We start from the raw sequence: 12,878 nt of genomic DNA on the forward strand, positions 1-12,878 counted from the left end.
GTATGTTCACTCAGAGACTTGGTATTCATTTTTCGTCCGAGGACGTTAAGAATCCATGTCACTTTGAGTGCCCACACAGATTGTCTGATAAATTGTTAAAGAGCAGTTGCAACGCGGCTTTCAGCTCACCGTTGCGAGGTCCCGTATATTACGTTTTCCTCATTCAGAGTCAAGCGATTATTTTTGCTTTTCTCTGTTGGCGTTCATCTCTGAACCCCGCTAACCCGGCGGCCTGTAAGCCGTTGTTCCGTGTCAGTGGAGGCGCATTATAGGGAGTTCTCAGACGTTGACAACCCCTCTTTTAAAAAAAACTTTCAACCGTCTCTTTTTTGCTCAAAACCGTGCTATAGCGCCAGTTTTTCGAGCGTTTGAAAGCCATAACGGCGTAAAACGGGTAAAAGTTGCTCAGTCTCTTTCGTAATTGCCATACAAAAAGCAATATTCGCATCGGCTGATTTCGCATCAGGCGCTTCATGTTCCAGCAGCCAGGCCGTACGACGCGCGATAGCCGCACCGGAATCCACCAGCCGTGTTCCCTCCGGTAGTACCTCTAACAGCTCTTCCTGTAGTAACGGGAAGTGGGTGCAGCCGAGCACAACCGTATCCGGGGGTTCGGGCATCCGCAACCATGGACGAAGAATACGACGCAGCTCGTCGAGTGATACCGCCTGTCCATGCAATTTCGCTTCGGCCATCTCCACCAGCTCTGCCGAACCGAGCATCGCAATCTGGCATTCGTTAGCAAAACGCTCGATCAGCTCGCGGGTATAAGGACGCTTTACCGTACCTCGCGTGGCCAGCAATCCCACAATGCCGTTCGCCGTCAAACGTGCCGCAGGCTTGATTGCAGGCACGACGCCCACAACCGGGAACGGGAATTTTTCACGCAGGGCGGGAAGGGAAACGGTGCTCGCCGTATTACAGGCGATGACGGCCAGAGCAAGGGGATAGCGCTTTTGCACTGCGGTGACGATTTCAACCACGCGCTCGACGATAAAGTCCTCACTCTTTTCCCCGTACGGGAACGCGACATTATCGAAAGCGTAAATGTAATGGAGATCCGGCAGGAGATGCCGAATCTCATCATAGACCGAAAGCCCACCGACGCCGGAATCAAATACCAGCACGGTGGGACGCGGATTAGAAGGTGTAGCTGCCAGACAAGGTGTATTCCCGTCCTGCAGTTTGGTAGCCATAAACTGTCTCGTAATCTTTATCGAACAGGTTGGCTATTTTACCACGAACTGTGAGGTGTGAGGTGACAGGATACGAAACTGCGACATCCCACAGGCTGACACCACCCATTTTTACTTTCTCTGACGGATAAGTACCAAAGTCAGTGTCGTAACGCGTACCGAGATAGTGATAAGTCAGGCTCCAGTCGAAATCATAGATCTGCGTATCGAGCTGATATTTCACCTGCTGCTTAGCACGACGGTCCAGAAGTTCGTTGGTTGCTGCATTGCGGGCATCCACATAGTCGTAGCCCACAGTATGCGTCAACGGACCCGTATCAAACGATGCTGTCGCTTCCACACCTTTAATGCGTGCTTTACCGACGTTGTAATATTGCTGGAGGTTATTATTGAAGTCGATGAGATTATCAACGTCATTACGGTAGCCGGAAACGCGCCAGCTCACCCCCGCAGTCAGGCCTTCAAACGCGCCTTCCCACTGCTTGCTCTCTTCGGGATCAAGATGGTCATTGCCATAGAAGCCATAGAGTTGCCCCAGATTGGGTGCTTTATAGGCCGTACCATAAGAGGCAATGAAGCGGTAACCGTCCACGAACTCCCACGCTGCACTGCTTTGCCAGGTGCCATGACGACCAAACTGAGAGTTGTCATCGCTGCGAACTGCCCCTTCCAGAGTGACATCACCAAACTGCTGCAACCCCGTCAGGTAAACGCCGGTGTTACGCAAGTCATAGCCGTTGGTCACATAGTTTGTACCCGGTTCAGTGCTCTGCTTCTGCCAGTCAACGCCCGCGCCAATGTTCCCGTGACCCACATCAACAGAGTTGAGCCACTGGACGTTGTACTGTTTGATTTCATCCAGTGTCGCAGTCGAATCGTAACGGCCCAAATTCGGGTCGTAGTTATAGTCCTTGCTGTGGCTATAGCTGGTGAGCAGCTGTGAATGGAAGATGTCATCGTTGAAGCGCAATCCTGCATCCCAGGTCTGGCTATAGAGCTGACGGGTATCGACCAGTACGTCAGGCGTAAATGAACTGTAATAACCGTCGTAGGCCGTACGGTTGCTGTAGCCAAAGCCGCGAACAAATCCGCTCCACTGGTCTGAGAATGCGTGATCCACTGCGCCATAGAGCGTTTTATTCATAAAGCCGTCGCGATCGGTCTGGGCAAGGCCACCGTTGTTGCCGTCCGCGACCACATCGAAACCTTTGGTATAGGTGTAATCACCCGCAAGCGTGACGCGCGTGCTGTCACCCAGCGTCTGCTGAGTGCTGCCGCCATAGTTTTGGTAACCGTGCGATCCTACGCCTGCATTCAGGGTCGTACCGTCCTTTGCACGGGTGGTGATGATGTTCACTACGCCACCAATCGCATCCGAGCCATACACTGCCGAACGCGGGCCACGAACGTATTCGATACGCTGCACCAGAGCGATGGGGAACTGGCTGAGATCGGACGATCCCGTGACGCCCGCCTGGTTAAGACGGATGCCATCAACGAGAATCAGGACGTGGCTGGAGTTGGTACCACGTATAAAGAGAGAAGAGAGTTGACCCATCCCACCACTTTGCGCCGTATCCACACCGGGCAGGCGACGCATAACATCCAAGACCGAGGTTGACTGCCAGCGGTCAATATCGGCACGCGTGACAACGGAGGTTGCCGCCAGAATAGTTTTTTCAGGTTGTTCAAAACGATTTGCCGTCACCACCAACGAGTCGGCGCTATCCTGCGCCCAGCCCGAAAATGCCGTGACGGACAGCGCCGTCAACAGCGATACTTTTTTAATCATTGTTAAAGCATCCACAATATAAGAAGGATGCCGCAGGCCCCATCGATAGCACGCGATGATGAAACCAAATGCGACGTGATCCCGGCAGGTCTTCGGGCTAGGTGGCGTTATACGGATGAAGACTTCCCATTTTCACAGTGTCTACAACGTTCATCCCGCCAGTCTTTACCGCTGCGCGTCAGCTCCAGAATTACACTGGATTCCCTTTTCACTCTCAGGAGACCGGAAACAGAATGCTACAATTAGACACGTATAGATGTCCAGACAGCTATGAGCCATTAAATCTGGACATCCCCTGCACAATGCCTACAATCCCCGCGTAATTCTTTATCACTCAGGACGCATCATGACCCCAGAACACCTCCCGACAGAACAGTACGACGCGCAGCTGGCAGAGAAAGTCGTCCGCCTGCAAAGTATGATGACGCCGTTCAACGCGCCCGTTCCCGAGGTGTTCCGCTCTCCCGTCAGCCACTACCGCATGCGCGCCGAGTTCCGCATCTGGCACGACGGAGATGACCTGTACCACATCATTTTCGATCAGCAGACAAAATCCCGCATTCGCGTGGACAGCTTCCCGGCGGCGAGTGAGCTCATCAACCAGCTGATGACCCTGATCATTGACGGTGTACGCGATAATCCGGTGCTGCGTCATAAGCTGTTCCAGATTGACTATCTGACCACGCAAAGCAATCAGGCGATTGTCTCTCTGCTCTACCACAAAGCGCTGACCGACGAATGGCGCGAACAGGCAGAAGCCCTGCGCGATGCGCTGCGTGCGCAGAACATCAATGTCCACCTGATTGGCCGCGCGACCAAAACCAAAATCATGCTGGATCAGGATTACGTCGATGAGCGTTTGCCGGTAGCGGGTAAAGAGATGATTTATCGTCAGGTCGAGAACAGCTTCACTCAGCCGAACGCCGCGATGAACGTGCAGATGCTGGAGTGGGCGCTCAAGGCGACGGAAGGATCTAAAGGCGACCTGCTTGAGCTGTACTGCGGTAACGGCAACTTCTCCCTGGCCCTGGCACGTAACTTTGATCGCGTTCTGGCAACCGAAATTGCCAAGCCGTCAGTTGCCGCCGCGCAGTACAACATTGCCGCTAACCATATCGACAACGTGCAGATCATTCGTATGGCCGCAGAAGAGTTCACGCAGGCCATGAACGGCGTGCGGGCGTTTAACCGCCTGGAAGGGATCGACCTGAAGAGCTACCAGTGTGAGACGATTTTTGTCGACCCGCCGCGCAGTGGCCTGGACAGCGAAACCGAAAAGATGGTGCAGGCGTACCCGCGCATTTTGTACATCTCCTGTAACCCGGAGACGCTGTGCAAGAACCTCGAAACATTAAGCCAGACGCACAAAGTTGAACGTCTGGCGCTGTTCGATCAGTTCCCGTATACGCACCATATGGAGTGCGGCGTTTTACTGACCGCACGGTGATCTGTAGGCCGGTTTTGGCAGGTGGCGCTTCGCTTACCTGCCCTACAAATAATTCATTACTCTGGTAACTGGCTCTTACGGCTACGCATGCGCGAGCCAATCCAGAATACCAGCGCCACAGACAGTACCGCAGGGAAGAAGTTAGATCCGATATCCGGGTACTCCGCACGCACCACGGTGCTATACAGCAATACGCCGAGAATAAAGCAGGCAGCGGCCAGCCCCGGTAACCCCACCGGCATGGTGCGGTTCAGGTAACGTTGATGCAGGCAGTACACCGTCAGCACCAGCGCAATAAGCGGGAAAATCGAAAACGGAACAATTGAGCTAAAAATAGCGGCAAACGTCCCATTAATGGATAAGCCAGCGATCAATGCCAGCAACAGCGTCCCTTTATCCTGACCTGACTGTTTCATTACTCACCTTCACTCTTCGGTTTGATGTGCCAGTTTCTCTTGTTCACGGCGATACCAGTAGTACGCGCCTTTGGAGATCATCCTGAGCTGCAATACCAGTCGCTCTTCGAGCTGTTTGCGTTGTTCAATGCTGACATCCAGCGCTTCGGCACCCGCGCTGAAAACAATCGTCACCATCGCCTCAGCCTGTGCTTCAGTAAACGCACGCGGCATATGATTTTCGAGTTCAAGATAGTCGGCAAGTTCCGCGATGAAGTGCTGAATTTCACGCGCGACGGCGGCACGAAACGCCGCCGATGTGCCCGAACGCTCGCGCAAAAGAAGACGAAAAGCGTTGGGGTTATTGCCAATAAATTCCATAAAGGTCGACACGGAGGTGCGTATCACGCTCCCCCCTTTGGCGATACGCTGACGTGCCTGGCGCATCAGCTGGCGCAGCATCAGACCGCTTTCATCGACCATGGTCAGGCCCAGTTCATCCACATCACGGAAATGACGATAGAAGGACGTTGGCGCAATCCCGGCCTCGCGTGCGACTTCGCGCAGGCTCAAACTGGCAAAACTCCGCTCGGCACTCAGTTGACTGAATGCGGCTTCCACCAGCGAACGCCGGGTTTTCTCTTTTTGTTGTGCTCTTACGCCCATCACGATAGTTGAATCCTTCCAAAGGCCTGCTGGCACTATACCAGAGAATAAAATTAATCTGTTTGCCTGGCTTTGTGAATGATTGTTTACGTGCGGTTTGTGCTCCACTGCCGGAAAAAAGCACAACGATAATTGGGTTACCCTGGCAATGATGTTATGATTCTGTTGCTTTTATGTATAAGAACAGGTAAGCCTTACCATGCCACATTCCTACGATTACGACGCAATAGTTATTGGTTCCGGCCCCGGAGGCGAAGGCGCTGCTATGGGTCTGGTGAAACAGGGAGCCAGAGTAGCGGTCATTGAGCGCTACCATAATGTCGGCGGCGGTTGCACCCACTGGGGCACCATCCCTTCAAAAGCCCTCCGCCACGCCGTTAGCCGCATTATCGAATTTAACCAGAACCCTCTTTACAGCGACCACTCCCGACTTCTTCGTTCCTCCTTTGCCGACATCCTGAATCATGCGGATACCGTCATTAACCAGCAGACGCGCATGCGCCAGGGGTTTTATGAGCGTAACCACTGTGAGATTTTGCAGGGCAACGCGCATTTTGTGGATGAACACACCCTGGCACTTGAATGCCACGACGGTTCGGTTGAGACACTCACCGCCGAAAAATTTGTGATTGCCTGCGGATCGCGCCCTTACCACCCGGCCGACGTCGACTTCTCGCACCCGCGCGTTTACGACAGCGACTCGATTCTGAGCCTGCACCATGAACCCCGCCACGTCATCATCTATGGCGCAGGGGTCATTGGCTGCGAATATGCGTCGATCTTCCGCGGAATGGATGTCAAAGTTGATCTCATCAACACGCGCGACCGCCTGCTGGCATTCCTCGATCAGGAGATGTCAGACTCTCTCTCCTACCACTTCTGGAACAGCGGCGTGGTGATTCGCCACAACGAAGAATACGAGAAGATTGAAGGTTGCGACGACGGTGTGATCATGCACCTTAAGTCCGGTAAGAAGCTGAAAGCGGACTGCCTGCTGTACGCCAACGGTCGTACCGGCAACACCGATTCCCTGCAGCTGGAGAATATCGGACTTGAGACCGACAGCCGCGGTCAGCTGAAGGTCAACAGCATGTACCAGACTGCCCTGCCGCACGTTTACGCGGTCGGCGACGTGATTGGTTACCCAAGCCTGGCCTCTGCCGCTTATGACCAGGGCCGTATTGCCGCACAGGCGCTGGTGAAAGGTGAAGCGACGGCGCATCTGATCGAAGATATCCCGACCGGCATCTATACCATTCCGGAAATCAGTTCCGTAGGGAAAACCGAGCAGCAGCTGACGTCAATGAAAGTGCCATATGAGGTGGGTCGCGCGCAGTTTAAACATCTGGCGCGGGCGCAAATTGTCGGAATGAGCGTGGGGACGCTGAAAATCCTGTTCCATCGCGAGACGAAAGAGATCCTCGGCATTCACTGCTTTGGTGAGCGCGCGGCGGAAATCATTCACATCGGCCAGGCGATCATGGAGCAAAAAGGCGGCGGTAACACCATTGAGTACTTCGTTAACACCACCTTTAACTACCCGACTATGGCAGAAGCCTATCGGGTCGCCGCGCTGAACGGCTTAAACCGCCTGTTTTAACGCGTTATCGAAATGGCCATCCATCGCACCGCGGATGGCCTCTGCCAGCTGCTCATAGCGGCTGCGCAGCGGTGACCCCGGACGATAAACAAGGCCGATCGTGCGACGCGGTTCAGGCTTAATGCACGGCAGATAAACCACGCCATCACGCTTACGCTCGCGCGGCACGGCCAGCGCAGGCAGCAGCGTAATCCCGCTTCCCGCCGCCACCATATTACGCAGCGTTTCCAGGCTGGTTGCGCGGAAATGGGTATCTTCGTCGGCACCCGCTTCAAAGCAAAAGCCCATTGCCTGATCGCGCAGACAGTGGCCATCTTCCAGCATCAGCAGCTTTTCACCGGCCAGATCGGCCATCGGCACGCGATCGCGGTTCGCCCACGGGTGATCTTCATAGATCGCCAGCATCATTGGCTCATCGAACAGCGGCACTTCAATAAACGCTTCGCTCTCTTTCACCAGCGCCAGAATAGCGCAGTCGAGCTTGCCGCTATCTAACTGCGCCAGCAGTTGATGGGTTTGCGCTTCATGCAGGTACATTTCGAGTTTTGGGAAAGTCTGGTGCAACATTGGAATGATGTGCGGCAAAAGATACGGGCCAACGGTTGGGATCAGGCCAATATGCAGTGGGCCGGACATCGCTTCCCCCTGCTGGCTTGCCATTTCCCTGAGCACTTTGACCTCGCGCAGCACGGTGCGCGCCTGATCCACCAGCAACAAACCGGCCTGGGTGAACAGTACCTTACGACTGGTGCGCTCCAGCAGCATTACGCCCAGCTCATCTTCCAGCTTGCGGATCTGACCGCTCAGCGTCGGCTGGCTGACGTGGCAGGAATCTGCAGCACGGCGAAAATGGCGGTGCTCGGCTAGCGCTACCAGGTATTCAAGATCACGAATATTCATTATTCATCCTCCGTCGCCACGATAGTTCATGGCGATAGATAGCATAGCAACGAACGATTATCCCTATCAAGCTTTCTGTTGAATAATACACCACATAGACGAGGCGGCACGTGTTTGACCCTTGACGTCCCCGCACCGTCATCGAGTTTCTCTCAAAACTCGAACAACTAAAGCCAACGTGAACTTTTGCGGACCCCGTGGTCCGCTTTTTTTTGCACAAAAAAGCCCGAGGTAAACGCAAAATGGCAACCGAAGTTGCCATTTTTAGTGTTTGCTCCCTCTCCCTGTGGGAGAGGGCCGGGGTGAGGGCACCCACCCGCACCGATCAAACCAACCGGTTTTTCGCATCCGTAATCGCCTGCGCGACCTGCTTCGGCGACACGCCGCCTTTCGCGGCACGCTTATCCAGGCAGGATTGCAGCGCCAGAATCGGATAGACATCCTCCCCGATAGCCGCACTGAACTTCTGCAGGTCAGCAAGCGCCAGGTCTTCCAGCGGTTTACCCTGACGAATCGCCTCCACCACCGCTTCGCCCACAATATGGTGCGCTTCACGGAACGGTACGCCCTTCGCGACCAGGTAATCCGCCAGCTCGGTGGAGTTGGCATACCCCTGCTGCGCCGCTTCCTGGCAGCGCGGACGTTTCACCTGAATGCCATCCAGCACCAGCGCACCCATATGCAGACAATCCAGCCAGGTGTCGAGCGCGTCGAACAGCCCTTCTTTGTCTTCCTGCATATCTTTGTTATAAGCCAGTGGCAGCCCTTTCAGGGTCATCATCATACCGGTAAGTGCGCCCTGCACACGGCCACACTTGCCGCGAATCAGCTCCAGCGCGTCCGGGTTTTTCTTCTGCGGCATCAGGGAAGATCCGGACGTCACGCGGTCGGACAGCTCCACAAAACCGGCTTCACCGGAGTTAAAGAAGATCAGGTCTTCGGCAAAGCGCGACAGATGCACCATCCCGATAGACGCATTGGAGAGCAGCTCCAGTACATGGTCACGGTCAGAGACGCTGTCCAGGCTGTTACGGGTGGCAGAGGCAAAGCCCAGCCAGCCTGCCAGCTGCTCACGGTCGATTTCATACGCGGTACCGGCCAGCGCGCCGCTGCCCAGTGGGCTGACATCCAGACGTTTCAGGGTGTCCTGCAGACGGCTTTCGTCACGCGCCAGCATCTCAACATAGGCCAGACACCAGTGGGCAAAGGTCACCGGCTGCGCGCGTTGCAGGTGGGTATAGCCCGGCATCACGGCGTCCTGGTTGTTCTGCGCGGTCTCTACCAGCGCGCTCTGCAGCTGACGGTTAGCTGCCAGCAGCTCGCCAACGGTCTCTTTACACCACAGCTTCAGGTCGGTCGCAACCTGGTCGTTACGGCTACGGCCGGTGTGTAGCTTTTTACCCAACTGACCGACTTTGTCGATAAGTTTGCCTTCCACCCAGCTGTGAATATCTTCGGCATCGCTCTGCAGGATTTGCTGCGGATCCAGACGCACCTCTTCCAGAAGGTTATTCAGCGCCTCTTCCAGTTGCAGCTGCTCCTCTGCGGTCAGCACGCCAACGGTTACTAGCGCTTTGGACCAGGCCACAGAGCCGACAATATCCTGTTCGGCCAGGCGGTAGTCGAAGCGCAAAGAGTCATTGAACTGTTTGAACCGCTGATCCGCTGCCTGTGTAAAACGCCCACCCCAAAGTGCCATAACATGCTTCCTTAATATCTTTGAATTTCATTGACCGGTGACGCTGCGCTTACCGGGCCTACAAAACATTAAATCGATTACGCTAAAATACGCGTGCCAATCGGCGTGCCGTTAAACAGCGCCGGCAGTTGTTCCGCGTGACGCCAGGAGGCGATATCCACCGGGCGACCCAGCGTGCGAGCGGCATCCAGCGCGGCGTTCACTTTGACGATCATGCCGTCAGTAATGATGCCCTGCGCGATCAGCTGTTCGGCTTTGGCCGCGGTCATTTCCGCGATGCGCTGGCCTTTGCCGTCCAGAATGCCGCTCACGTCGGAAAGCAGGATCAGGTCTGCGCCCAGCGTAGCCGCCAGAGCCGTTGCCGCCTGATCCGCGTTAACGTTCATTAGTTCGCCCTCTTCGGTCACGCCGATAGAGCTCACCACTGGCAGGAAACCACCTTCCAGCAGCGTGTTAATCAGCTTAGGCGAACCCGGCTGCGCCAGTCCAACGTGGCCCAGTTCTTCATCGAGCTGGGTCACTTTTACGCTGTCGCCATCCCCCAGACAGAGACCAACGGAGGCGATATGATGTTTCTTCGCCCATGCCAGCAGCGTTTTGTTCGCCGTTCCCGCCAGCGCACCGGTAATGATGTCAATCTGGTCAGCGGGCGTGACGCGCAGGCCGTTTTTCTTTTTCACCGGCAGGTTGAGCCCTTTCATCAGCTCATCTACCACGCAGCCGCCGCCGTGCACAATCACCAGCGGACGTTGGTGTGATTCACGATAGTTCACCAGCGCGGTAAACAGACGCTCCAGCGCTTCTTCGCTGTCCAGCAGTACACCACCGAGTTTGATAATTAATGGGTTCATCATCACACCTTAAATAAGAGCCTGCGTTTCAGGGAAGCCGAAACGAATATTTGCACACTGCATTGCCTGTGCGGCAGCGCCTTTGAGTAAGTTATCTTCTGCAGCGACCACAATCAGGTGCTCGCCCTGTACGGCAAAGCCGATGTCGCAGAATGGCAGCCCGACCACATTTTTCAGCGCCGGCACGCCTTTGTCATACAGACGCACCAGCGGTTTATCCGCATACGCCTGCGTGAAGACCTCGCTCACCTGCTCTTTGGTCACGCCCGGTTGCAGGCGGCAGGTGATGGTTTCAAGGATGCCGCGCGGGAAGCTGCCCAGATGCGGCGTGAAAATGACGTCCGTACCCAGATGCGTCGTGATTTCAGGGTGATGGCGGTGATTAAACACGCCATACGGCTGAAGGCTCACTTCGCAGAAGCTATTAGAGATCGCCGCTTTGCGCCCTGCTCCGCTCACGCCGCTGGTGGCGTTGATCACCGGCCACTGGTTCAGATCCAGCAGACCTGCGTCGATCAGCGGCTTCAGGGAAAGTTGCGCCGCCGTCGGGTAGCAGCCTGGCACGGCAATCAGATCCGCTTCTTTGAGTTTGTCTGTGCTCCACTCCGCCAGGCCGTAAACCGCTTTTTCAAGCAGATCGGGGTGCTGATGGGTGAAACCGTAATATTTTTCGTAGAACGCGCCGTCGTTAACGCGGAACGCGCCGGAGAGATCGAACACCACGCAGCCGGCTGCCAGGAACTGCGGTGCCAGGTCATGACTGACTTCGTGCGCAGTGGCTAAAAACACCACGTCAACGCCGTCGGTGAACTCACTGATGTCAGACATCGGCTGCAGCGGCAGATCGACAATGCCCAAAAGCCACGGATGCAAATCGGAAATTAACTTTCCTGCATCATTGCTTTGCGCTGACACGGTCAAAGCGGTTATGGTCATATGTGGATGGCGATTCACGTAGCTTACAAGCTCTGCGCCCGCATAACCGCTAGCGCCTACAATCAGCGTATTCAACATCGGGTTCCTTTATGCTCAACGTTAATGTATTTTTATTCACATTTATTGCATGAATATTGATACTATCACGACCTAAGGTGTGTCAACAATGAAAATGAACTTACCGCCATTTATCGAGATCTACCGCGCCCTGATTGCCACACCGTCCATCAGTGCAACGGAAGAAGCGCTGGATCAAAGCAATGAGTCTTTAATCAATCTGCTGGCGGGTTGGTTTAGCGATCTTGGGTTTAACGTTGAGGTACAGCCCGTCCCCGGAACCCGTCATAAATTTAACCTGCTGGCCAGCACCGGAACCGGTGCGGGCGGCCTGCTGCTTGCCGGTCATACCGACACCGTGCCGTTTGACGATGGCCGCTGGACCCGCGATCCGTTCACCCTGACCGAGCACGACAACAAACTCTATGGTCTCGGCACCGCCGACATGAAAGGCTTCTTCGCCTTTATCCTCGACGCGCTGCGTGACGTGGACGTGACAAAACTGAAAAAGCCGCTCTACATTCTGGCGACCGCCGACGAAGAGACCAGCATGGCGGGCGCGCGCTACTTCTCTGAAAACACGTCGATTCGCCCGGATTGCGCCATTATCGGCGAGCCGACGTCATTGCAACCGATTCGCGCGCACAAAGGTCATATCTCGACGGCCGTGCGCGTGCTGGGCCAGTCCGGTCATTCCAGCGATCCGGCGCGCGGCGTAAATGCGATTGAGCTGATGCATGACGCCATCGGCCGCATCATGACCCTGCGCGACTCGCTGAAAGAACGTTATCACTATGACGCGTTTACCGTGCCGTATCCGACCCTAAACCTCGGCAGCCTGCACGGCGGCGATGCCTCCAACCGTATCTGCGCCTGCTGCGAACTGCATATGGATATCCGCCCGCTGCCGGGTATGACGCTGAGCGATCTCGACGGCTTGCTGAATGAAGCACTGGCCCCGGTGAGCGAGCGCTGGCCGGGCCGCCTGACGGTCTCCGAACTGCATCCGCCGATCCCGGGTTATGAGTGCCCTCCGGATCATCAGCTGGTTGAAGTGGTGGAAAAACTGCTTGGTGAAAAAACCGACGTGGTGAACTACTGCACCGAAGCGCCGTTCATTCAGACGCTGTGTCCGACGCTGGTCCTTGGCCCTGGCTCCATTAACCAGGCGCACCAGCCGGATGAGTATCTGGAAACCCGCTTCATCAAGCCCACTCGCGAGTTGATTACCCAGGTTGTGCACCACTTCTGCTGGCATTAAAACCGCACCGACTCTAACCCTCTCCCGGTGGGAGAGGGTTAGAGTGAGGGCAACAAATCGCATGATCTCCGTCACATT

General features: G+C 55.3%; 11 protein-coding genes and 1 riboswitch. Of the genes, 3 read left to right on the plus strand and 8 right to left on the minus strand.

From position 1 onward, the window contains the following. Positions 1–344: 344 nt before the first annotated feature. Both murI and btuB read right to left on the minus strand, forming a co-directional pair. Positions 345–1,196 (minus strand): glutamate racemase, encoded by an 852-nt coding sequence (murI, locus tag ACOTY9_RS20350; RefSeq protein WP_014885682.1) that lies wholly within the window; start codon positions 1,194–1,196, stop codon positions 345–347. Continuing rightward, positions 1,141–2,988: a TonB-dependent vitamin B12 receptor BtuB gene (btuB, locus tag ACOTY9_RS20355; RefSeq protein WP_048996438.1), complete on the minus strand. Its 1,848-nt coding sequence runs from the start codon at positions 2,986–2,988 to the stop codon at positions 1,141–1,143. The genes murI and btuB overlap by 56 nt, the downstream gene beginning before the upstream one ends. Positions 2,989–3,054: 66 nt before the next feature. Beyond that, a riboswitch (cobalamin riboswitch) is annotated at positions 3,055–3,230 on the minus strand. A gap of 104 nt (positions 3,231–3,334) precedes the next feature. On the opposite strand from btuB, the gene trmA reads away from it, so the two are divergent. Beyond that, positions 3,335–4,435: a tRNA (uridine(54)-C5)-methyltransferase TrmA gene (gene trmA, locus ACOTY9_RS20360; protein ID WP_023338877.1), complete on the plus strand. Its 1,101-nt coding sequence runs from the start codon at positions 3,335–3,337 to the stop codon at positions 4,433–4,435. A gap of 56 nt (positions 4,436–4,491) precedes the next feature. Here the strand turns inward: trmA and ACOTY9_RS20365 are convergent, their stop codons facing one another. After that, entirely contained in the window at positions 4,492–4,851 is a 360-nt protein-coding gene (locus ACOTY9_RS20365; RefSeq protein WP_008501783.1) for a YijD family membrane protein, read from the minus strand. A gap of 9 nt (positions 4,852–4,860) precedes the next feature. After that, on the minus strand, positions 4,861–5,499 hold the full coding sequence (fabR, locus tag ACOTY9_RS20370) for an HTH-type transcriptional repressor FabR (protein ID WP_008501784.1): 639 nt from the start codon (positions 5,497–5,499) through the stop codon (positions 4,861–4,863). A gap of 196 nt (positions 5,500–5,695) precedes the next feature. Between fabR and sthA the strand changes: the two genes are divergently transcribed. Next, positions 5,696–7,096, plus strand: a complete 1,401-nt coding sequence (gene sthA / locus ACOTY9_RS20375) for a Si-specific NAD(P)(+) transhydrogenase (protein WP_014885685.1) — start codon at positions 5,696–5,698, stop codon at positions 7,094–7,096. On the opposite strand, the gene oxyR is transcribed toward sthA, so the two are convergent. The 4 genes from oxyR to argC form a co-directional block, all read right to left on the minus strand. Then, positions 7,079–7,996 (minus strand): DNA-binding transcriptional regulator OxyR, encoded by a 918-nt coding sequence (gene oxyR, locus ACOTY9_RS20380; RefSeq protein ID WP_421637395.1) that lies wholly within the window; start codon positions 7,994–7,996, stop codon positions 7,079–7,081. The two genes, sthA and oxyR, sit on opposite strands and share 18 nt — an antisense overlap. Positions 7,997–8,321: 325 nt before the next feature. Next, positions 8,322–9,695: an argininosuccinate lyase gene (gene argH, locus ACOTY9_RS20385; protein ID WP_047365887.1), complete on the minus strand. Its 1,374-nt coding sequence runs from the start codon at positions 9,693–9,695 to the stop codon at positions 8,322–8,324. A gap of 77 nt (positions 9,696–9,772) precedes the next feature. Continuing rightward, the gene (gene argB, locus ACOTY9_RS20390; RefSeq protein ID WP_086527814.1) at positions 9,773–10,549 is read right to left on the minus strand and encodes an acetylglutamate kinase; all 777 of its coding nucleotides are present in this window, start codon (positions 10,547–10,549) and stop codon (positions 9,773–9,775) included. A gap of 6 nt (positions 10,550–10,555) precedes the next feature. Then, positions 10,556–11,560, minus strand: coding sequence for an N-acetyl-gamma-glutamyl-phosphate reductase (gene argC, locus ACOTY9_RS20395; protein ID WP_047027616.1), 1,005 nt, complete (start codon positions 11,558–11,560; stop codon positions 10,556–10,558). 88 nt (positions 11,561–11,648) lie between these two features. On the opposite strand from argC, the gene argE reads away from it, so the two are divergent. Beyond that, on the plus strand, positions 11,649–12,800 hold the full coding sequence (gene argE / locus ACOTY9_RS20400) for an acetylornithine deacetylase (RefSeq protein ID WP_014885690.1): 1,152 nt from the start codon (positions 11,649–11,651) through the stop codon (positions 12,798–12,800). The last annotated feature ends 78 nt before the right edge of the window (positions 12,801–12,878 follow it).

Source organism: Enterobacter cloacae complex sp. SHL012 (assembly GCF_049237505.1).
Taxonomy (GTDB): Bacteria; Pseudomonadota; Gammaproteobacteria; order Enterobacterales; family Enterobacteriaceae; genus Enterobacter; species Enterobacter kobei.

What these genes read in the sequence shown, in the direction of transcription:
- argE (WP_014885690.1), top strand. Translation starts at nt 11,649, where the DNA reads ATGAAAATGAACTTACCGCCATTTATCGAGATCTACCGCGCCCTGATT.
- argC (WP_047027616.1), bottom strand. Translation starts at nt 11,560, where the DNA reads ATGTTGAATACGCTGATTGTAGGCGCTAGCGGTTATGCGGGCGCAGAG.
- ACOTY9_RS20365 (WP_008501783.1), bottom strand. Translation starts at nt 4,851, where the DNA reads ATGAAACAGTCAGGTCAGGATAAAGGGACGCTGTTGCTGGCATTGATC.
- btuB (WP_048996438.1), bottom strand. Translation starts at nt 2,988, where the DNA reads ATGATTAAAAAAGTATCGCTGTTGACGGCGCTGTCCGTCACGGCATTT.
- argH (WP_047365887.1), bottom strand. Translation starts at nt 9,695, where the DNA reads ATGGCACTTTGGGGTGGGCGTTTTACACAGGCAGCGGATCAGCGGTTC.
- murI (WP_014885682.1), bottom strand. Translation starts at nt 1,196, where the DNA reads ATGGCTACCAAACTGCAGGACGGGAATACACCTTGTCTGGCAGCTACA.
- trmA (WP_023338877.1), top strand. Translation starts at nt 3,335, where the DNA reads ATGACCCCAGAACACCTCCCGACAGAACAGTACGACGCGCAGCTGGCA.
- argB (WP_086527814.1), bottom strand. Translation starts at nt 10,549, where the DNA reads ATGATGAACCCATTAATTATCAAACTCGGTGGTGTACTGCTGGACAGC.
- oxyR (WP_421637395.1), bottom strand. Translation starts at nt 7,996, where the DNA reads ATGAATATTCGTGATCTTGAATACCTGGTAGCGCTAGCCGAGCACCGC.
- sthA (WP_014885685.1), top strand. Translation starts at nt 5,696, where the DNA reads ATGCCACATTCCTACGATTACGACGCAATAGTTATTGGTTCCGGCCCC.